We start from the raw sequence: 20,871 nt of genomic DNA on the forward strand, positions 1-20,871 counted from the left end.
TTCTCCTCTGATCCTCAGAACTGGGGTTCGACCGTCACATCGGTCGTGACCGAATTGGCAATGAAGCAGGCGTCGTGCGCCTTGTGATGCAGCTCTTCGATGGTCGCCGCATCGCCGTCGGATTCGATGCGCGGGTGCAGCGTGACCTTCACGATGGCCATGCGGCCCTCCGCATTCTTCGTCATCACGCCTTCCGCACGATCCATATAGGAGCGGATGTCGATCTTTGCCCGTTTGGCGAAATCGAGGAACCACAGCATGTGGCAGGAGGCGAGCGAGGCGACGAACATTTCCTCGGGGTCGATGGAGGCGGCGTCGCTGTAAGGCGCAGGCACGATGGTCGGCGCCGCAGAGGCCGACAGGACGGCGCCGCCGTCGAAGCGCAGCTCGTGGACGCGCGAATAGCGGCCTGCGAGGAAGTCCGCTCCGGCTTCCTGCGTCCACTTCAATTCGGCGACGTGGTGCGACATTCCTTATCCTCAGAGCGAGCGGGCGATCAGGAGTTTCATGATCTCGTTGGTGCCGCCATAGATGCGCTGGACGCGCGCGTCGCGGAACATGCGGGCGATCGGATATTCGTTCATGTAGCCATAGCCGCCGAAGAGTTGCAGGCACTCGTCGACGATCTTGTTCTGCAAATCCGACAGCCAGTATTTCGCCATCGAGGCGGTGACCGGATCGAGGCCGCCATTCACGTGGCGCGCGACGCAGTCATTGTAGAAGACGCGGCCGATGGTGGCCTCGGTTTTCAGTTCGGCAAGCTTGAACTGGGTGTTCTGGAACTCGATCACCGCCTTGCCGAAAGCCTTGCGCTCCTTGACGTAGTCGATGGTGAGCGAGAGGGCGCGTTCGATCATCGCGATCGCGCCGGCGCCGATCTGGAGGCGCTCCTGCGGCAATTGCTGCATCAACTGGATGAATCCCTGCCCTTCCTCATGGCCAAGAAGGTTCGAGGTCGGCACGCGCACATCGTTGAAGAAGAGCTCGGAGGTGTCGTTCGACTTCAGACCGATCTTGTCAAGGTTGCGGCCGCGCTCGAAACCCTCGACCTCGTCGGTTTCGACGACGATCAGCGAGGTGCCCTTGGCGCCGGCCGACGGGTTGGTCTTGGCGACGACGATGATGAGGTTGGCGAGCTGGCCGTTGGTGATGAAGGTCTTGGAGCCGTTGATGCGGTAGTGGTTGCCGTCCTTCTCCGCGCGCGTCTTCACGCCCTGCAGATCGGAGCCGGCGCCCGGCTCGGTCATGGCGATAGCGCCGATCAGCTCGCCCGACGCCATCTTCGGCAGCCACTTCTTTTTCTGCTCCTCGGAGCCGTAGTGGAGGATATAGGGCGCGACGATGGAATTGTGCAGCGAGATGCCGAAGCCGTCGACGCCGACATGCCCGATCGCCTCGATGATGGCGCTCTCATGGGCGTAGGTGCCGCCCGAACCGCCGTATTCTTCCGGCATGGAGGCGCAGAGAAGTCCCGCCTCGCCGGCCTTCTTCCAGCTCGCACGATCGAAGCATTCCGCCTTCTCGAATTCCTCGTAGCGTGGCGCGATCTCGGCATCGAGAAATTTCTCGGCCATGTCGTAGAGCATGGCGACGTCGTCGCCGGCCCAGTCGGGCTTCGGCAGGCCGAGAACGGTTGCGGGATGCGTTGCCAATTGGGTCTCCTCCGACGACCGCGCCCCCTCTTCCGGGCGCGGCCAGATTGGTAGCAAAAAAGTTCAAGCCTGAACAGATCAGGCTCGAATGGCGGCAGAGCTTAGAAGGCGTCCGCCGAAAGCGCCATCATGGAATCGGCGCCCGACGAGATGCGCGCAAGATGGGCCGAGGTTTCGGGCATCAGGCGGTCCATGAAGAAGCGCGCGGTGGCGAGTTTGTTCTCGTAGAACTCGGCCGAGCCGTTGGCGCCGGCGGCGATCTTTTCCTGCGCGGTCTTGGCCATCATCGCCCACATGTAGCCGAGCGAGACGAGCCCGAAGAGGTGCATGTAGTCGGTCGAGGCGGCGCCGGCATTGTCGGGCTTGCCCATGGCGTTCTGCATCAGCCACATGGTCGCGGCCTGAAGGTCGTTGAGGCCCTTCTTCAGCGACTTGGTGTAGGGTGCCATCTTATCGTCGGCGCGGTTTTCCTCGCAGAAGGCGCCGACATCCTTGAAGAAGGCCTGCACGGCGCGGCCGCCATTCTGGCCGAGCTTGCGGCCGACGAGGTCGAGCGCCTGGATGCCGTTGGCGCCCTCGTAGATCTGGGCGATGCGGGCGTCGCGCACGAACTGGCTCATGCCCCATTCCTCGATGTAGCCGTGGCCGCCATAGACCTGCTGGGCCATCACGGCATTATCGAAGCCCTTGTCGGTCAGGACGCCCTTGATGACCGGCGTCATCAGGCTCATGTGGTCCTCGGCCTGCTCGCGGGCGGCTGCATCTTCCGAGCGGTGGGCGACGTCGGACTTGAGCGCGGTCCACAGGATCAGGGCGCGGCCGGCCTCGTTGATGGCGCGCATGGTCATCAGCTTGCGGCGGATGTCGGGGTGGACGATGATCGGGTCGGCCTTCTTTTCCGGTGCCTTGGCGCCCGAAAGCGAGCGGCCCTGGATGCGGTCCTTGGCGTAGACGACGGCGTTCTGGTAGGCGATCTCGGAGATCGACAGGCCTTGGAGGCCGACGCCGAGGCGGGCCTCGTTCATCATCACGAACATGGCCTTGAGGCCACCATTCTCCTGGCCGATCAGCACGCCCTCGGCCTCGTCATAATTCATGACGCAGGTCGCATTGCCGTGGATGCCCATCTTCTCCTCGATGGAGCCGCAGGAGACGCCGTTCTTTTCGCCCGGATTGCCGTTCGCATCGAGCTTGAACTTCGGCACGATGAAGAGCGATATGCCCTTGACGCCTTCCGGCGCGCCCTCAATGCGGGCAAGCACCAGATGAATGATGTTCTCCGACATGTCGTGCTCACCGGCGGAGATGAAGATTTTCTGCCCGGAAATCTTGTAGGTGCCGTCGCCGTTCGGCACGGCGCGGGTGCGCAGGAGGCCGAGATCGGTGCCGCAATGGGGCTCGGTCAGGTTCATCGTGCCGGTCCAGACGCCATCGACCATCTTCGGCAGATAGGTCTGCTTCTGCTCGTCGGAACCGTGGGCGAGGATCGCGGCGACCGCGCCTTGCGTCAGGCCGGGATACATCATCAGCGCCATGTTGGCCGACGACATGTATTCGCCGATGGCCGAATGAACCGTGTAGGGCAGCCCTTGACCGCCGTACTCGGCCGGAACGGCAAGACCCATCCAGCCACCTTCGCGATACTGGTCATAGGCGGCCTTGAAGCCCTTCGGGGTCGTCACCGAGCCATCCTCGTGTCGAGTGCAGCCTTCCTCGTCGCCGATGCGGTTCAGGGGATGGAGCACGTTTTCGGCGAGCTTGGCACCTTCCTGGAGGATCGCCTCCAGCACGTCCGGTGTCGCGTCGGCGAAGCCGGCGAGATTGCCGTAGCGCTCGTAGCCGAGAACTTCATTCAGAACGAAAAGCGTGTCCGCGACGGGCGCCTTGTAGGTCGGCATGGCAGTCCTCCGAAAGAAAGCTGAAAGCCCCTTTCCCGGTCCTGCCGGCGGGGCGCTGATCCGGAGATGATGACTATCAAACTTTGACGTTTGCGTAAACGTCAAAGTTTGTCGCAGCATTGGGCCGCAACAATGAAAAAGGCCGGCTTTGCGGGCCGGCCTTTCGAATGCGGAGTGAAAAAAAGCGATCAGGCGGCGTTGGCGCGCTGACGCTCCTCGACCAGCGAGGCGACGCCGTCGCGCGTCTGGCGTAGTTCGTCGATCGCCTCGTCAAGCTGGCGGCGCTGCTCCTCGAGGCGGGCGATCTGGCGCTCCGACTTGTCGAGGACGAAGCGGTACTGCTTCATGTTGGTGCCATTCGGATCGTAGAGATCCATCATCTGCTTGATCTCGCGCAGCGAGAAGCCAACCTTGGTGCCGAAAGTGATGAGCTTCAGGCGCGCCAGGTCGCGGTGGGCGTAAAGCCGCGTGGTGCCTTCGCGCTTGGGCTGGATGAGCCCCTTGTCCTCATAGAAGCGCAGCGTGCGCAGGCTGACGTCGAACTTGCGCGCGACATCGCCGATGCGCATGAGTTCGCCATCTTCTTCGCCCGAGGCATTGGAAAAGGAGGCCACGTCCGTGCCGGCCGGCATGATGTTCATGTCAGATCCCGTGATTCTTGATTCGGTTCGCTTGTCGCGAAAATTTGTGGCGAGGCGAAGGACGCCTTCGCAAATGAGTCCCCCTCGCCTTCCGTAAGGCAAGCGGGGCATGGGGCGCGCATATAATCCGAGACGGATTGTGCTGCAAGTGCGAAACGCCCGCCTGCGCCACTTTGCGCACGGCTTGCGCCCACACCCGCGCTCAACCTTTGGTAAGTTTGGTTAACGGCTTGTTTACCATGGATGAGGAAAGGTGACCGTCAGCGACTCACCGTGATCTGTCTCGTATCTTGTTCCTCACGGCTTGATCCTCCGGCGCCGGGACGTCGCCGGAACGTCAACGGGTTCGGCAAAGGCCGGCAGAGGGCAACGGGCGTCTAGGATGACACAGAAGCAAGCCTATCTCGATGCATTGAACAGCGGTCGCCGCCGGCGCCCGACGACCTCCATCGACGATCTCAATCGGACGCTGGCAGAACTCGAGACGCGCATTGCGGGGCGCGCGGACGAACCCGCAGCGCCGATCGCGGCGGAAAAACTCGCTGCCGACATCGAAGCGCAGCGCAAGCGCGAGGAGAGCGTCGAGGCTGCCGGTTCGATCGCGGCCGAGCTGAAGCTCCTGCGCGACGATCTCAATGCCAAGCTGGCAGCGGGCATCGAACGCGAATTCGCCGCGCTCAAGACGCAGATCGAAGGCGCCCGCACCGCGCCCGCCGCGTGCCGCGCCGACGAAATCTCCGGCGAAGTGGAGCGTCTCGGCGGGATGATCGACGCGCTGGCCGCCCGCGGCGGCGAGGACAATGCAGTCCGGCTCCAGGCGGAAATGGAAGAAATCCGGCAGGCGCTCGCCGATGTCGCCCGCGAATCGACGGCCGAAAAGCGCTGGAACGAATTCGACCGCCGGTTCGAGGCTTTTGCCGGCCCCGAATCTGAGCTGGTAAAAACGATCCAGAGCCGTCTCGAGGAAATGGGCTCGGTCGTCGCGACGCTGCCGGAGCCGGCCGCCATGCACGCGCTGGACGACAAGCTTAAGGTGCTCGCCGCCGCGATGGACCGTTTCGCGCAGAAGCAGGGGCCGCTCGGCGACGGCGCGCTTTCGCTGATCGACGAACGCCTCGACGAAATCTCGCGCGCCATCGCCGCCTCGGCCGGCACCGGGCGCGGCCTCATCGTCGATGGTAAGCCGTTCGAGCGCATCGAAGCGCGGATCGGCTCGCTGGCCAAGCAGATCGACGAACTGATCGAGGATCGCCCGACCGCAGACATCGGCGCGCAGATCGCCGCGATGAGCGAGCGGATCGACGAAATCGCCGCGCGCTCGGCGATGCCGCACGAGACGATGGCGCGCCTGGCCGAACAGATGAACGCGATCGCCGGCAAGGTCGATGCGATCCCGGCCTCGCCAGACCTGTCCGAAATCTTCAAGGGCGTCGAAAGCCGCTTTGCGGCCTTCTCGCAGACCGTGGACGAACGCAGCGTGGCCGGCGCGGCCAAGAGCGAGCAGCTCTTCGCCGAACTGGATCTGCGCCTCGGCGCGCTCGCCGAAAAGCTCGAGGCTGTCCAGGCCGGGCAGTCGCGCGAGGCGCTGATAGCTGCCATGGACGAACGGCTCGCCGTCTTCGCCGACAGCTTCGAACAACGCCTCGGCGGCATCTCGCAGCGGCTGGAGACGACCACGGCGACGCTGGTCTCGATCGATCCGGAACTGGTGAAGAGCCTCGAAGCCCAGGTCGCGAGCCTAGCCGAGGCGATCCAGTCCCCAGCGCGCGTGCCGGCCGAGTTCGAGGACGTCGCGCCGCGGCTGGAACGGCTCGAACGCATCATCGCCGACAACCACGCCGCCATGCTCGAATCCGCCCGCGAGGCGGCCGAACAAGCGGCTCGCACGATCGGACAGGCCGGTTCGGGCGACAATGACGTCGTCCAGGGTCTGGCCGATGATTTGCGTGCGCTCGAAGCTCTGGCCCGCCGCTCCGACGAGCGCAACACCAAGACCTTCGAGGCCATTCACGACACGCTCCTGAAGATCGTCGAACGCCTCGGGGCAATGGAGTATGACGCGCAGGACGAGCACGAGGCTCCGCGCGTCGGCATCGCCGAAACGCCGGCGCTCCATGCCGACGTCGACGACATGTCGATGGATACGGCGCTCGATACGGATATGCCCGTCATCAGCGAACGGGCCACCGAGGCACGCGCGGATGCGAGCCAGCCGCGCTCGATGATCGCCCGCGTTCTCGGCCGCAAACGCCGGGACAGGCAAGAACCGGCAGCTACGACGACGACGACCGCAGAACTCCAGCTCGATGCGCCGATCGATCCGGCCATCGTGAACCAGCCGATCGAGCCGGGCCACGGCTCGCCCGATCTCAGCGCAATCATGCGCCGGGTGCGCGACGAGCGGACCGTCTCCGGAAAGGACGGCAGCACGGCGGCTCCCGGCGTCGATGCCAAGGCGGATTTCATCGCGGCCGCGCGCCGCGCCGCGCAGGCAGCGGCCGCGGAAGCGGAGACGCTGAAGTCCGGCAAGTCGGCCGACGGCTCGCAGCGCTTCAGCCTGGCGAAGCTGCTGAAGTCCAAGAACCGGGCCGTGTCGATGGGCATCGTCGCCGTGACGCTGGCTCTCGCCGGCATCCAGATCGGCAAGACGCTGACAGCAGACGAGGCGGTCGCGAGCGTCGAGCCCTCCGAACCGATCACGCTTGCCGCCGTCTTCACAGAGCCTGCCGAGACGATCAACGCATCTGCCCAGCCGCAAGCCGTTCGCGACATGACGGCCATGGCCAAGGAACCGACAGCCACCCCTGCCGCGAAGCCGGTGCTCGCTGCCGTGAAGGCGCCTGCGGCTGACGACGCCCGCATCGAGACCGCCTCGATCGCGCCGGATGTTCGCAATCCTGCACCAATCCAGCCGACGATGCCGGCAGATACGGCTAACGACGACGCGGACGAGGCACCGACCGTCACGGCCGTTCCGTTGGAAGCCGGCAACGCCGTGCTGCGCGAGGCCGCCGAGGCAGGCGATCCGAAGGCCTGGTTCGAGATCGGCAATCGCTATGCGGAAGGCCGCGGCGTCGCGGCGGACATGAAGGCTGCGGCTCTATGGTACGAGAGCGCGGCGGAGGCCGGCCTTGCGCCCGCCCAGTACCGCTTCGCCAACATGCTCGAAAAGGCAACGGGCATCGAACGCGACGTGCCGCGCGCAATCGACCTGTACGAAAGGGCCGCGGCGAAGGGAAACGCCAGCGCCATGCACAATCTCGCCGTCCTCCACGCGATGGGCGCGAGCGGGCGCACCGACAATGAAGCGGCAGCGCGCAACTTCACCAAGGCCGCGGAACTCGGCGTTCGCGACAGCCAGTTCAACCTCGCCATCCTGGCGGCCAAGGGCATCGGCATGAGGCAGGATCTGGCGGCGGCCTACAAGTGGCTCGCCATCGTCGCCGAAGCCGGCGACGCGGATGCAGCCGCCAAGCGCGACGAGGTCGCAACGCTGCTTCAACCCGCCGATCTCGAAAAGGCCAAAAAGTCCGCCGAATTGTGGGCGCCCAAGCCGCTCGATGCGCAAGCCAATTCGGTCACCATCCCGGACGCCTGGACCGAGGACATGGAAGCGACCGCAAGCGTCGACCTCGGCGCCGCGATCAAGCGCGTGCAGACGATCCTCAACGCGAACGGATACGATGCCGGCAGCGCCGACGGGATCATGGGAACCCGGACGACCTCCGCCATCGCGACCTTCCAGAAGGACAACCAGATGGAGCCGACCGGGCGCATCGACGAACCGCTGGTCCGCGCCCTGCTCGCGCTCGGCTGACCCTTTCCCGCATCGCTTCCGCAACCACCGCGTCCGCCTTTTTCGGCGGGCGCAACTTTTTCGGCCAATGTCGCCGCAGCGGTTTGACTTCGCCTTTTCCAAAGCGCAAGAACGACTATGCTTCGACCATGAAATCCAAGGGAAATCCCCTTTCCCGAACACTGAGCGAGATGAGCCGGTGGGCATCTATCTCCCGATCGCCGAATTGTCCGTCAACATGCTGGTTCTGCTCGGCATGGGATGGGCGGTCGGGTTCCTGTCGGGCATGTTCGGGGTTGGCGGCGGGTTCCTGATCACGCCGCTCCTGATCTTCTACAACATCCCCCCGGCCATCGCGGTCGCAACCGGCGCGAACCAGGTCGTCGCCTCGTCCGTATCGGGCGTCCTGGCGCACCTGAAGAAAGGGACGCTCGACTTCAAGCTCGGGACGGTGCTGCTTCTGGGCGGCATATTCGGCTCGACGTTCGGCGTCTTCGTTTTCGCCTTCCTGCGCGGGCTCGGCCAGCTCGATCTGGTCGTTTCGCTGCTCTATGTCGGGCTGCTCGGCACGGTCGGCGGGCTGATGCTGGCCGAAAGCATCCGTGCGCTGCGACGCGCCAAGGGCGGACAGGTCGCCAGCCTGCGCAAGCCGGGCCAGCACAACTGGATTCACCGCCTGCCGCTGAAGATGCGGTTTCGCACCTCGAAGCTTTTCGTCAGCGTGATCCCGGTCCTGGGTCTTGGTGCCGTCATCGGCTTTCTCGCCTCGATCATGGGCGTCGGCGGCGGCTTCATCATGGTGCCGGCGCTGATCTATCTGCTCAAGGTGCCGACCAACGTTGTCATCGGCACCTCGCTGTTCCAGATCATTTTCGTCGCCGCCTACACCACGATCGTCCATGCGGCCACCAACCAGGCGGTCGACATCGTGCTCGCCTTCCTCCTGATGATCGGCGGCGTGGCGGGCGCGCAATATGGCGCGCGCGCCGGGCAGAAGCTGCGCGGCGAACAGTTGCGCGCGCTCCTCGCGTTGCTCGTGTTGATGGTGGCGGGACGCCTCGCGGTCGACCTTTTCGTGCCGCCCGCAAGTCCCTACTCGCTGGCAACGGTGGGAGGCCTTTGATGCGTGCGCTGCTGATCGCCCTGGCTCTGCTGATCCCAATGACGGCCGCGCACGCGCAGGACCCGGATGCGCCGGAATCCTTCCAGATCGGCCTTTCGACGAACCGCGTCGCGATCTCATCGGATTTATCGGGCGCCGATCTGACGATTTTCGGTGCGCTCGACAATGCCGACCAGATGCTCGCGCGGCAGGGTCGATACGACATCATCGTCGTCCTCGAAGGTCCGGCGCGGCCGATCGTCGTGCGCAAGAAGAACCGGGTGCTGGGCGTGTGGATCAACACCCAGTCGCAAAGCTTCACCAGCGTGCCGGTTTCCTATTCCGTCTCGACGACGCGGCCATTGCAGGACGTGACGCAGCCGCAGGTCTACCGGCAACTGGCACTTGGTTCGGAAAACATCTTCCTGCGAGCGGTCGAGCAAGAGGGCCAGCGCGACCCCGAGAAGGTGACCGAATTCACCGCGGCGCTGCGCGATCAGAAGCGCGCGGCCGGGCTTTACAACGAGCGCGTAGGCGGCGTGCAGTTCCTGTCGCCGAGCCTCTTTCGCGCCACGGTGGCGCTCGCGCCCAACGTGCCGGTCGGCACGCACCGCGCACGCGCGTTCCTGTTTCGCAACGGCACCTTCGTCAAGGAAACCTCGGCGCAGCTCACCATCGTCAAGGCCGGCCTCGAACAGCGGATCTATCGCACGGCGCAGGAGAACGGGCTGCTGTTCGGCATCTTCGCCGTGTTCCTGGCCGTCGTCACCGGCTGGCTCGGCCGGATGATCTTCAAGCGGGATTGAGGCATATTACGCAATTCCGGACGCAAAACCGCTTCGCACTTTTGCTGGAATTGCTTCAGTCTGCGCGCAGCAGCCGCCGGTCCATCGGATAGACGCGGTCGGTGCCGAGCATGTAGGCGACGAAATTGTCGGGGCAGAAGAGGTTGGCGAAGGCGCGGTCGAGGACGTTGAGCGCGCCGGTGAACGTGCCGAAGGCGGGCATGATCAGGCGGTTCCCATCGGCGGCGAAGCAGCGGCGGCGCACGGAGCGGCCGCGCTGGACGATGCGGGCGCCCGGATGAAGATGGCCCGCGATTTCACCGGCGAGCCGCCCGGCCGACGGCTCGTGACGGAAGACGATGCCGCCGATGCCGAGTTCCTGCACCGTCGCGCCGGGAAGGTCGGCCGGCTTTTCGGGATCGTGATTGCCGGCGACCCAGAACCAGTCGCGGCCTTTCATCAGCGCGAGAAGCTGGCCGCGGTAGATGGCCGGCATCCGTGCGGCGCCGCCGATGTCGTCGAAGCTGTCGCCGAGCGAGACCACCATCGCCGGATCGTAGTCGGCGATGACGGCGCCAAGGCGTGCGAGTGTCGCGGCGGTGTCGTAGGGCGGCAGCATGTAGCCGCGGCGGGCTTGGCGGGAGCCCTTTTCCAGATGCAGGTCGGAGACGGCGAGCAGGCGCATTTCGGGGAACCAGGCGACGCCGCGCGCATCGCAGACCACGCGTTCGCCCCGCACCGCCATTTCGCTCGTCGCTGAAAACCGGCTCTGCACCCTCAGATTCATTCCGTACCCATCGCCTCGTCGATCAGACTGTCCGCAGCTTCACCGAGAAGTTCGTCCTCGGCCCCGCCCGCCACGCGCTCCTTGCCGATCTCGAGCATGACCGGCACGGCGAGCGGCGAGATGCGCGGAAGGTCCTTATGCATGATTCGACCCTTCACCCGCGAGAGCATCTCGCCAAGCCTCCTGACATCTAGAAGCCCGGATGCCGCATCCGCGCGCGTCGCGCGCAGCAGGATGTGGTCGGGGTCGTGGCTGCGCAGGACGTCGTAGATCAGGTCTGCCGAGACCGTCACCTGCCGGCCGGATTTCTCCTTGCCGGGGTGACGGCGCTCGATCAAGCCGGCAATCACGGCGCAATTGCGGAAGGTGCGCTTCAACAGCCAGCTATCGGCGAGCCATGCGTCGAGATCGTCGCCCAGCATGTCCTCGTCGAAGAGTTCGCCGAAGGTGAGTTTGCCCGAACGATGCAGCGCGCCCATGTCGCGCAGGCCCCAGATGGCAATGGCGTAGTCGGTGGCGACGAAGCCGAGCGGACGCGCGCCGCCGCGCTCCAGCCGGCGTGTCAGCAGCATGCCGAGCGTCTGGTGGGCGAGCCTGCCTTCGAACGGATAGGCGACCATGTAGAAGCGGTTGCCGCGCGGAAAGGTCTCGATGAGGAGATCGTCGCGGCCGGGCAGGACCGACTTTTCCTTCTGGATGGCCAACCATTCGGAGACCTGATCGGGCAGGCGATGCCAGCGCGACGGATCGGCAAGCATGGCGCGCACTTCGGCCGCCAGATAGGTCGACAGGGGAAACTTTCCGCCGCCATAGGACGGCACCAGCGCATCGGCGCCCGGCGCTGGCGTGACGTAGCACTCGTTCTCGCGGATGCCGGCAAAGCGGACGACCTGGCCGGCGAAGATGAAAGTGTCGCCTGCCGTCAGTGTTTCGAGGAAATATTCCTCGATCTTGCCGAGCGAATAGCCACCCGCCAGCGCGCTCTTCGTCTTGCCGCGCACGAGGCGGATGTTGAGCATCGGCGCCTCAACGATGGTGCCGACATTGAGACGGTATTGCTGCGCGATCATCGGATGCGAGACGCGCCAGCGGCCGTCCTTCATCTGGCGGATGCGGGCGAAGCGTTCATAGGTGCGCAGCGCGTAGCCGCCGGTCGCGACGAAATCGACGATGCGGTCGAAGGTTTCGCGGTCGAGGCGCGCATAGGGAGCGGCGCTGACGATTTCCGCGTAGAGTTCGTCGGCGAAGAAGGGTTCCGCGCAGGCCATGCCCATGACGTGCTGGGCGAGAACGTCGAGCCCGCCCTCGCCCACCGGCGGCGTGTCCTGTGCGCCGAGATAGTTCGCGTCGAGCGCGGCCTGGCACTCCAGCACCTCGAACCGGTTGGCCGGCACGAGGATGGCGCGGCTCGGCTCGTCCATGCGGTGGTTGGAGCGGCCGATGCGCTGGGCGAGCCGGCTCGCGCCCTTCGGCGCGCCGACATGGACGACGAGATCGACGTCGCCCCAGTCGATGCCGAGATCGAGCGTCGAGGTGGCGACGATGGCGCGCAGGCTGTTCGTCTCCATCGCCTTTTCGACGCGCCTTCGCTGGCCGACGTCCAGCGAGCCGTGGTGGAGCGCGATCGGCAGCGTGTCGGCGTTGACGTGCCAGAGTTCCTGGAACAGGCGTTCGGCCTGGCTGCGGGTGTTGACGAAGAGGAGCGTCGTGCGGTGCGCCTTGATCGCCTCGTAAACGTCCGGGACCGAATATTGCGCCGAGTGCCCGGCCCAGGGCACGCGCTCGGCGGATTGCAAAATGGTGATATGCGGCTTTGCGCCGCCAGCGACGGTGATCAGGTCCGCCATCTCGCCCGGCGGGTTCTGGCTGACGAGCCAGCGCCGCAATTCGTCCGGCTCGGCCACCGTCGCCGACAGGCCGATGGTGCGCAGGTCGGGCACGAACTTTCGCAAGCGCGCGAGACCGAGCGACAGGAGCTGGCCGCGCTTGGAGGTGACGAGCGCGTGGAGTTCGTCGAAGATGACGTAGCGCAGATCGGCGAAGAAGCGCTCGGCATCCTTCGAGGCCAGCATCAGCGCGAGTTGTTCGGGCGTCGTCAGGAGGATGTCGGGCGGCGCCTGCTTCTGGCGCTGACGCTTGTGCGCGGGTGTGTCGCCGGTGCGCGTTTCCATCGAGATGGGCAAGCCCATTTCGGTGACCGGCCGGGTCAGGTTTCGCTCGATGTCGACCGCAAGCGCCTTCAGCGGGGAGAGGTAGAGCGTGTGGACCCCCCGCGCGGCCGCGCCCGGCTTGCGCTTGCCGCGTTTCGCGAGGTCCACCAGCGAAGGCATGAAGCCGGCGAGCGTCTTACCCGCGCCGGTCGGGGCGATGAGCAGGACGGAACGGCCGGCTTCAGTGCGGGCGAGCAGGTCGAGCTGGTGGGAGCGCGGCTGCCATCCGCGCAGGGCGAACCAGCGCGAAAAGGCCTCGGGCAACAGGGTGGCGCCTTCAAGCGCTCGATCGTCGATGGGTCGGTTCACGGACGAGATGTAGCGTCGGGTCGGTGACGCGCCAAGGTCAGTGCGGGTGCGCGTGGAGCGTTGGCGCGTTGGTGACCGTGGCGTCCAGCCGTGCGGGCAGTGTTTGGCGCCGGGCGACGACGATCAAGCCGGCGACATCCGTGCCTCGGTCGCGGCGGATGATCGCATCGTCCATCGCGACGAGATCGAAGCCATTCTCGGACAGGAGGCGGCGCAAATAGTCTGGCGCATGGGCGTAGCGGCGGGAGTCGCCGAGTTGGAGATCGCCCGCGCCATCGTGGCGCTCGACGGAGAAAGCGAGGAGACCGCCCGGCACGAGCGCGCCCGCGACCTGCGCGAAGATGCGCTCCAGCCGCCCGACATAGAGGAAGACGTCGGCGGCGGTGACGAGATCGGCCGAATTGCGCTCGGGCTCAAAGGTCAGGAGGTCCTGCCGGGCCAGCCGGTCATAGACGCCCTTGGCGCGGGCCTTCTTCAGCATGTTTTCCGACAGGTCGCCGCCTTCGAGGAAGCTCGCCATTGCGCGCAGGCGCTCGCCCATCAGGCCGGTGCCGCAGCCGAGGTCGAGCACGTGGGCGAAGCTAGTGCGGCCGGTCGCGCGCAGGGCGTCCGCGATCAGTTCGGGCACGCGGTAGCCGAGTTTCTGGACCAGCTCCGCGTCGAACTTTCCGGCATACTGGTCGAACAGCGTTTCGGCGAAGGCGCTCGAAATGCCGCCGGCATTTTCGATCGCGCCGACGAGTTCGAGCTTCAGGGCGCTGCCCAGCCGATCGGCCGGGTCGAGCCGCAACGCCTCGCGCCAGGCGTCGGTCGCGCCCGCGATCTCGCCCGCGGCCTCGCGCATCTCGCCGAGCCGGAACCAGCCCGTCGCCCAGCCGGGGGCGAGGGTCATGATGTCGGCCATCAGTTCCGATGCGGCGCCATGGTCGCCTGAGGCGAACAGCATTTCGGCATAGTCGGCACGACGGTCGGCGGCAGCGTCGCCGGACGAGTACAGAATGGGCTTCATGTTCGAAGGGGCTCGCGACCCATGATCGGGCGCGCGGCTTATCTGCCAATTTCGCAGCTTTCGCAATCCCTTTCCGAGCGGCCCAGAAATCCTATCTGTTGGGAACCATGAACCCGCATCAGTTGCTGATCCCGCGTCCCGAAGGCCTCTATTGTCCACCTGGCGACTTCTTCATCGATCCGGTGCGCCCGGTCGCGCGCGCGCTGATCACGCACGGCCATGCCGACCATGCGCGGCCCGGCCATGCGCATGTGCTGGCCACGCCGCAGACGCTCGACATCATGGGCATCCGCTATGGCGAGAATTTCGCCGGCGCGTCGCAGGCAACCGATTTCGGGGAAAGCCTCGACATCAACGGCGTGCGCGTCTCGTTTCATCCGGCGGGCCACGTGCTCGGCTCGGCGCAAATCGCGGTCGAGAAGGACGGGCTTCGGATCGTGGCCTCGGGCGACTACAAGCGCCGGCCCGATGCGACGGCGCAGGAATTCGAGCCGGTCGAGTGCGACGTCTTCATCACCGAGGCGACCTTCGCCCTTCCCGTCTTCCGCCATCCGGACGACAAGGCGGAGATCGCGCGGCTCTTGAAATCCGTCCGCCAGTTTCCCGAGCGCGCGCATCTCGTCGGAGCCTATGCGCTCGGCAAGGCGCAGCGCGTCATCAAGCTCATCCGCCAGGCGGGTCATAACGAGCCGATCTACATCCACGGCGCGCTGCAGAAGCTGTGCGATTATTACCAGAGCCAGGGCATCGACCTTGGACCGCTCGAACCGGCAACGATTGAGCGCGGGTCGAAGGCGCAGTTCGCCGGGGCGATCGTCGTTGGAACGCCGTCGGCCTTCGCCGACCGTTGGGCACGCCGCTTTCCCGACCCCGTCGCCTCCTTCGCGTCAGGCTGGATGCGGATCAGGCAGCGGGTAAAGCAGCGCGGGGTGGAGCTGCCGCTGATCATCTCCGACCATTCCGACTGGGACGAACTGATCGCCACGATCCGCGAAGTGAAGGCGGGCGAAGTGTGGGTGACCCATGGCCGCGAGGAGGCGCTGGTGCGCTGGTGCGAGCTCAACGGCATCAAGGCGCGCCCGCTACATCTCGTCGGCTACGAGGACGAAGCCGAATAATGGACCGGTTCGCGGAACTGCTCGACCGCCTCCTGATCACATCCTCGCGCAATGCGAAGCTGACCTTGATGCAGGACTATTTCCGCGAGGCGCCCGACCCCGATCGCGGGCTGGCGCTGGCGGCGATCACCGGCAATCTATCGTTCAACGCGGTCAAGCCCGGGGTTCTGCGCGCGCTGATGGCCGAGCGGATGGACGAGACGCTGTTCGCCTATTCCTACGACTATGTCGGCGATCTTGCCGAGACGGTCTCGCTCGTCTGGGGCATCGATGCGGAGGTGGAGGCGATCCCCGGCGGGGTGCCGCTGTCCGAAGCCGTGGAGCGGCTTCATGCCGCCAGCCGCTCGGACGCACCGAAGGTGCTCGCCGGCCTGCTCGATCGCATGGAGACGGCGTCGCGCTTTGCCGTGCTGAAGCTCGTCACCGGCGGTCTGCGCGTCGGCGTTTCGGCGCGTCTCGCCAAGCAGGCGCTGGCCGACTACGGCAAGGTGCATGTCCACGAAATCGAGGAACTGTGGCACGGGCTGGAGCCGCCCTATCTCAGTCTGTTCGCCTGGCTCGACGGCAAGGGCGAAAAGCCGGTTCACGCGGCGCGGGCGATGTTCCGGCCGGTCATGCTGTCGAACGCGGTCGAGGATGCGGACCTCGCCCGGATCGAACCGGCCGACTATGCGGCGGAATGGAAATGGGACGGCATCCGCGTGCAGGTCGTCTGCGAGGACGGCGTCGCGCGGCTTTATTCGCGCACCGGCGACGATATTTCCGGCACCTTCCCCGACCTTCTCGAAGCGATGGATTTCGACGCCGCGATCGACGGCGAATTGCTGGTCGGCGCGCCGGACGGGGATACCGGCACGTTTTCCGATCTCCAGCAGCGGCTCAATCGCAAGGTCGTGGCGCCGAAGATCCAGAAGCAGTTTCCGGCCTTCGTGCGCTGCTACGACCTTCTCCAACTCGGTGACGAGGATTTGCGCAAGCTGCCTTTTGCGGAACGCCGGCAACGGCTCGAAGCGTTCGTGGCGACGCTCGATCCATCGCGCTTCGACCTCTCGCCGCTGGTCGACTTCTCCGGGTGGGACGAACTCGACGCCATGCGCCAGACGCCGCCGCATCCGGTGATCGAGGGGGTGATGCTGAAGCGACTCGACTCGACCTATGTGCCGGGCCGCCCGAAAGGGCCGTGGTTCAAATGGAAGCGCAATCCCTACACGGTCGATGCCGTCTTGATGTATGCGCAGCGCGGGCATGGCAAGCGCTCGAGCTTCTATTCCGACTATACGTTCGGCGTGTGGACCGGTCCGGAGGACCAACCGGAACTCGTGCCTGTCGGCAAGGCCTATTTCGGCTTCACCGACGAGGAACTGAAGCTGCTCGACAAATATATCCGCGACAACACGATCGACCGCTTCGGGCCGGTGCGCTCGGTGCGGGCAGAGCCGGACCATGGACTCGTCATCGAGGTGGCGTTCGAAGGGCTCAACCGCTCGACGCGGCACAAATCGGGCGTTGCCATGCGCTTTCCGCGGGTCTCGCGCCTGCGATGGGACAAGCCGGCCGGCGAGGCGGACCGGCTCGATGTCCTGTTGTCGATGCTCGACGGCTGATCAATCCGCCGCGCGCATGCGGATCGCGAAGATTTCCACGCCGCGGCCCTCGCCGGACACATCCGTGTTGATTGCTATGGAGGCGGATCGGCCGGCCGCCGCGTCGGCAAGCGCGACTTCGAACAGATGATCCTCCTGCGCCGTTCCGACGTCGTAGCGGGTGCGCCCGCAATTGCCCATGGCGCCGAAATTGCACTCGACGGACATCTGCGTCGCTTCGCCGTCGATGCCGCGCGCGACGATATTGAACACGACGCGCTCACCGGCGAGGCGCTCGAGAAGATTTTGCGCCACGTTGAAGGCGATCGGGGCGCCCGAGGCATCCGAGCGAATCCGCAGATAAGCGCCGGTTTCATCCTCGATCGCGTCGACTGAGGCACCTTCGGGCGGAGAGACGAGCTGGATGTCCTCCGGCCGGAAGATGGTCGTCCATCCCGCTTCGGCATTCGCACCGTCGGCAGAAAGCGGGGGCGGTCCCGACTGGCCCCGGCTCTCGTTGATGGCCGCTTCGATCTGGCGCATGTCGCTGCCGAGGAAATGGCCGAAATTGGCGTAGGCCCACCAGAGGCCGGTGCCGAGCACCACGAGGATGACGAGGCCGGTGATGAGGGAAAGAATGCGTCCGCCGCCGCGCCGCTTCTTGCGAGGTTCGCGGGCCGGGCGCGGCTGATCGAGCCTGACGGGCCGGCGCGCTTGCGCGGGCGTTTCCGGTTCGAGACGCGGCGCGGCATCGGCCACTGCCACCCGCCGTTCGGCGCGCAGTTCGGGCGCGACGGCAGGCGTCGGCTGCGGCTGGACCGGCGCGACCGCGATCGGCTCCGGCGCCAATGCCGGCACATATTCGGTTTCGATCGACTTGACCGTCGCCTGCAGCGTCTTGCGCCGCTTGATCGCGTTCTCGACGGTCAACTCAGGCTTTTCCTTCAACGAGCGATCCAGCGCGGCGAATGCCGAGCGATAGACCTTTTCGCGAAAAGCGCGGTCGTCCGAATTTCCCTTGGCGAGGGCTCGTCTGATTGCTTGCTCGATCCCGTCCAAGCGGCACCCTTTTATTGTTTACCGATCATTGACCACGATCGTTGCAACATCGTTAAACGTGCCCGGCGCGAGGTTCAATGCCGCAGCGCCCCGCATGTGACCGAACGACGCTCGCCCCGAAAGACTCCTGCGCCTGAAAACCGGTTTCCACTTTTCGGTTCGATGCTCTAGTAATGACGTTTACGCAAACGTCAAATTTCCGCGGAGGACCCGAATGGCGCTGCCCGACATCCTGAAGACCAATCTGCGCATTCCCGTCGTCGGCTCGCCGCTGTTCATCATTTCGCATCCGCCGCTAGTGCTGGCCCAGTGCAAGGCCGGCATCGTCGGCTCCTTTCCGGCGCTCAATGCGCGTCCGGCCTCGCAGCTTGACGAATGGCTGGCGCAGATCACCGAGGAACTCGCGGCGCATGACGCGGCGAACCCGGACGCCAAGGCTGCGCCCTTCGCGGTCAACCAGATCGTCCACAAGTCGAATACGCGGCTGGAAGAGGATCTGGCGCTCTGCGTCAAGTACAAGGTTCCGATCGTCATCTCCTCGCTGGGTGCTGTCGAAGAGGTCAACCAGGCCGTTCACTCCTATGGCGGCATCGTGCTGCACGACATCATCCACGACCGACATGCGCGCAACGCCATCAGGCGCGGCGCGGACGGGTTGATCGCGGTTGCGGCGGGCGCCGGCGGTCATGCCGGAACGCTCTCGCCCTTCGCCCTCGTCCAGGAAATCCGGCAGTGGTTCGACGGGCCGCTGCTGCTTTCGGGCGCAATCGCCAATGGCGGCGCAGTGCTGGCTGCGCAGGCGATGGGGGCCGACATGGCCTATATCGGCTCGCCCTTCATCGCCACGCGCGAGGCGCGCGCGGCCGAGGACTACAAGCAGATGATCGTCGATTCCAAGGCGGCCGACATCGTCTATTCCAACCTCTTCACCGGCGTTCACGGCAACTACCTCAAGGGCTCGGTCGAAAAAGCCGGCATGGACCCGAACAATCTGCCCGAATCCGACCCGTCCAAGATGAATTTTGGCGGCGACAAGTCGAAGGCGTGGAAGGACATTTGGGGTTGCGGCCAGGGCATCGGCGCGGTCGATTCCGTTATCGGCGCGGCCGAACTCGTCGACAGGCTGGCGCGCGAATACGAGGACGCGAAGAAGAAGCTCGCCGCTTGAGCGATCGCCCGGCGAAGCACAGCCCGAAGGATGCGGCCGTCGCCGTCGGGCTGATGGTTCTGGCCTGCGCGCTTCTTGCCGGCACGACACTGATCGCCAAGATGCTCGGGCCTGCGGGCGGAGACAACCCGCTTCATCCGTTCCAGATTTCGGCGGGTCGGTTCTGCTTCGCAGCGCTCGTCCTGACGCCGTTCCTTGTGGCGTGGCGCCCCTCCTTCGCCGGGACGCGGTGGGCCAACCACGCCTTGCGCGTACTGTTCGGCTGGGCGGGCGTCAGTGCGCTCTTTGCGGCATCGGGGCTGATGCGACTGGCAGACGCCAATGCCATCTCGTTCCTCAATCCCGTCGTCGCTATGCTGCTCTCGATCCCGCTGCTGGGCGAAAGGGTGGGGCCGTGGCGCTGGGGCGCGGCGGCGGTCGCGTTCATCGGCGCGATGATCATCGTCCAGCCCGGGTCGGCAGCGTTCCAGCCGATCGCGCTGGTGGCATTGATCGCCGCGCTTTTCATGGGCGCCGAGGCGATCCTGATCAAGAAGCTCGCCGACAGCGAGCCGCCACTGCGCATCCTGGCAATCAACAATTTCGCCGGCGCGGCACTGGCGGCGACCGCCGCGAGCTTCGTTTGGATCGCGCCTAACTCCGGGCAATGGATATTGATGGCGGCACTAGGCGCAACCATGATTTCCGTGCAAGCGCTTTTCATCCAAGCGCTACAGCGCGGCGAATCGAGCTTCGTGATGCCGTTCTTCTACCTGACGCTGATCTTCGCGGCGTTCTACGACTACGTCCTGTTCGCGGAAGTGCCGGCACTGGCAAGCTGGCTCGGCGCGGCGCTGATCATCGCCAGCGCGATCACGATCGCTTGGCGGGAGCGGATGAATCGCCGCAATTCACCAGTAATCACCAGATAGACGAGCGGGCGGCCGAAGCCGCCCGCGTCCAATTCAGCCCGCGGCCTTCGCGACGGCGCGCTTTGCCATCACCACCACCAGATTGGCGCGGTATTCCGACGAGGCGTGCATGTCGGACATCAGGTTGGACGACGGCACGGTCGCACCATCCAATGCTCCGGCCGAAAAATTGGAGGAAAGCTTCTCCTCCAGTTCCTTCGCCCGGTAGACACCGTTCTCGCCCGCACCGGTGACGGCGACGCGAACGCCTCCGGCACCCTTGGCCACGAAGACGCCCGTCATCGCGTAGCGCGACGCGGGATTGCGGAACTTTTCGTAGCCGCATTTTTCCGGCGCGGTGAACTTCACCGCCGTCACGATCTCGTCCTCTTCCAGCGCGGTTTCGAACAGGCCGGTGAAGAAGGCGTCGGCCTTCAGTTCGCGCTTGTTGGTCACGATCGTGCCGTCGACCGCCAGAAGTGCCGCCGGATAGTCCTGCGCCGGATCGTTGTTGGCGACCGAACCGCCGATCGTGCCTAGATGGCGGACCAGCGGATCGCCGATGTGGTTCGCCATGTAGTGCAGGGCCGGACAGGCGCTCTCGATCTCCTTCGACTGCGCGATGTCTGCATGGGTCGTCGCCGCACCGATCTCGACCTCGCGGCCGGAGACCCTGATGCCCTTCAAGCCATCGACATGGCGCAGGTCGATCAGGTCGGACGGTGCCGACAGGCGCGTCTTCATGGCCGGGATGAGCGTCATGCCGCCCGACACATACTTCGCCTCATCCGCTCCGGAATGCAGCTTTGCGGCGTCTTCGAGGGACGACGCGCGGTGATAATTGGTCTGGTACATGTGCGTCCT

The 20,871-nt window shown here is 65.4% G+C and carries 16 protein-coding genes; 7 read left to right on the forward strand and 9 right to left on the reverse strand.

What is annotated here, in order from left to right; all coding sequences use genetic code 11:
• Window positions 1-14: 14 nt before the first annotated feature.
• The 4 genes from ACT6QU_RS16310 to ACT6QU_RS16325 all read right to left on the reverse strand — a co-directional run bounded on the left by ACT6QU_RS16310 (window position 15) and on the right by ACT6QU_RS16325 (window position 4,191).
• The gene (locus ACT6QU_RS16310) at window positions 15-470 is read right to left on the reverse strand and encodes an OsmC family protein (RefSeq protein WP_444564578.1); all 456 of its coding nucleotides are present in this window, start codon (window positions 468-470) and stop codon (window positions 15-17) included.
• Window positions 471-479: 9 nt separating this feature from the next.
• Window positions 480-1,652 (reverse strand): acyl-CoA dehydrogenase family protein, encoded by a 1,173-nt coding sequence (locus ACT6QU_RS16315; RefSeq protein WP_444564579.1) that lies wholly within the window; start codon window positions 1,650-1,652, stop codon window positions 480-482.
• 101 nt (window positions 1,653-1,753) lie between these two features.
• The gene (locus tag ACT6QU_RS16320; RefSeq protein ID WP_444564580.1) at window positions 1,754-3,550 is read right to left on the reverse strand and encodes an acyl-CoA dehydrogenase C-terminal domain-containing protein; all 1,797 of its coding nucleotides are present in this window, start codon (window positions 3,548-3,550) and stop codon (window positions 1,754-1,756) included.
• Between the two features lie 188 nt (window positions 3,551-3,738).
• On the reverse strand, window positions 3,739-4,191 hold the full coding sequence (locus ACT6QU_RS16325; RefSeq protein WP_444564581.1) for a MerR family transcriptional regulator: 453 nt from the start codon (window positions 4,189-4,191) through the stop codon (window positions 3,739-3,741).
• 382 nt (window positions 4,192-4,573) lie between these two features.
• Here ACT6QU_RS16325 and ACT6QU_RS16330 point away from each other — a divergent pair, with 382 nt between their 5' ends.
• From ACT6QU_RS16330 to ACT6QU_RS16340, 3 genes are all read left to right on the forward strand, one after another.
• Window positions 4,574-8,008 carry a peptidoglycan-binding protein gene (locus tag ACT6QU_RS16330; RefSeq protein ID WP_444564582.1) on the forward strand — a complete coding sequence of 1,145 codons (3,435 nt, stop codon included), beginning with the start codon at window positions 4,574-4,576 and terminating at the stop codon, window positions 8,006-8,008.
• A gap of 178 nt (window positions 8,009-8,186) precedes the next feature.
• Window positions 8,187-9,110, forward strand: a complete 924-nt coding sequence (locus ACT6QU_RS16335) for a sulfite exporter TauE/SafE family protein (RefSeq protein WP_444564583.1) — start codon at window positions 8,187-8,189, stop codon at window positions 9,108-9,110.
• Complete coding sequence (locus ACT6QU_RS16340) at window positions 9,110-9,895, forward strand: TIGR02186 family protein (RefSeq protein WP_444564584.1); 786 nt, start codon at window positions 9,110-9,112, stop codon at window positions 9,893-9,895. The genes ACT6QU_RS16335 and ACT6QU_RS16340 overlap by 1 nt, the downstream gene beginning before the upstream one ends.
• Window positions 9,896-9,950: 55 nt before the next feature.
• Here the strand turns inward: ACT6QU_RS16340 and pdeM are convergent, their stop codons facing one another.
• From pdeM to ACT6QU_RS16355, 3 genes are read right to left on the reverse strand one after another with little or no spacing between them, the layout of a single operon-like run.
• Window positions 9,951-10,661 carry a ligase-associated DNA damage response endonuclease PdeM gene (gene pdeM, locus ACT6QU_RS16345; RefSeq protein ID WP_444564585.1) on the reverse strand — a complete coding sequence of 237 codons (711 nt, stop codon included), beginning with the start codon at window positions 10,659-10,661 and terminating at the stop codon, window positions 9,951-9,953.
• A complete protein-coding gene (locus ACT6QU_RS16350) occupies window positions 10,658-13,180 on the reverse strand; it encodes a ligase-associated DNA damage response DEXH box helicase (protein ID WP_444564586.1) in 2,523 nt (840 codons plus the stop codon). The genes pdeM and ACT6QU_RS16350 overlap by 4 nt, the downstream gene beginning before the upstream one ends.
• A gap of 37 nt (window positions 13,181-13,217) precedes the next feature.
• Window positions 13,218-14,189, reverse strand: a complete 972-nt coding sequence (locus tag ACT6QU_RS16355) for a methyltransferase domain-containing protein (protein ID WP_444564587.1) — start codon at window positions 14,187-14,189, stop codon at window positions 13,218-13,220.
• Between the two features lie 107 nt (window positions 14,190-14,296).
• On the opposite strand from ACT6QU_RS16355, the gene ACT6QU_RS16360 reads away from it, so the two are divergent.
• Window positions 14,297-15,307: a ligase-associated DNA damage response exonuclease gene (locus ACT6QU_RS16360; RefSeq protein WP_444564612.1), complete on the forward strand. Its 1,011-nt coding sequence runs from the start codon at window positions 14,297-14,299 to the stop codon at window positions 15,305-15,307.
• Complete coding sequence (locus ACT6QU_RS16365) at window positions 15,307-16,911, forward strand: cisplatin damage response ATP-dependent DNA ligase (RefSeq protein ID WP_444564588.1); 1,605 nt, start codon at window positions 15,307-15,309, stop codon at window positions 16,909-16,911. The genes ACT6QU_RS16360 and ACT6QU_RS16365 overlap by 1 nt, the downstream gene beginning before the upstream one ends.
• Here ACT6QU_RS16365 and ACT6QU_RS16370 read toward each other — a convergent pair whose 3' ends face one another.
• Window positions 16,912-17,949, reverse strand: coding sequence for a hypothetical protein (locus ACT6QU_RS16370; RefSeq protein ID WP_444564589.1), 1,038 nt, complete (start codon window positions 17,947-17,949; stop codon window positions 16,912-16,914).
• A 214-nt stretch (window positions 17,950-18,163) separates the two neighbouring features.
• Here ACT6QU_RS16370 and ACT6QU_RS16375 point away from each other — a divergent pair, with 214 nt between their 5' ends.
• Together ACT6QU_RS16375 and ACT6QU_RS16380 are read left to right on the forward strand one after the other, a co-directional pair.
• Window positions 18,164-19,117 carry an NAD(P)H-dependent flavin oxidoreductase gene (locus tag ACT6QU_RS16375; RefSeq protein ID WP_444564590.1) on the forward strand — a complete coding sequence of 318 codons (954 nt, stop codon included), beginning with the start codon at window positions 18,164-18,166 and terminating at the stop codon, window positions 19,115-19,117.
• Window positions 19,114-20,028, forward strand: a complete 915-nt coding sequence (locus ACT6QU_RS16380; protein ID WP_444564591.1) for a DMT family transporter — start codon at window positions 19,114-19,116, stop codon at window positions 20,026-20,028. The genes ACT6QU_RS16375 and ACT6QU_RS16380 overlap by 4 nt, the downstream gene beginning before the upstream one ends.
• Window positions 20,029-20,061: 33 nt before the next feature.
• On the opposite strand, the gene ACT6QU_RS16385 is transcribed toward ACT6QU_RS16380, so the two are convergent.
• On the reverse strand, window positions 20,062-20,862 hold the full coding sequence (locus ACT6QU_RS16385) for an FAD binding domain-containing protein (protein ID WP_444564592.1): 801 nt from the start codon (window positions 20,860-20,862) through the stop codon (window positions 20,062-20,064).
• Window positions 20,863-20,871: the final 9 nt, after the last annotated feature.

Origin of the sequence: Aliihoeflea sp. (assembly GCF_052435475.1) — a bacterium.
Classification (GTDB): domain Bacteria; phylum Pseudomonadota; class Alphaproteobacteria; order Rhizobiales; family Rhizobiaceae; genus Aliihoeflea.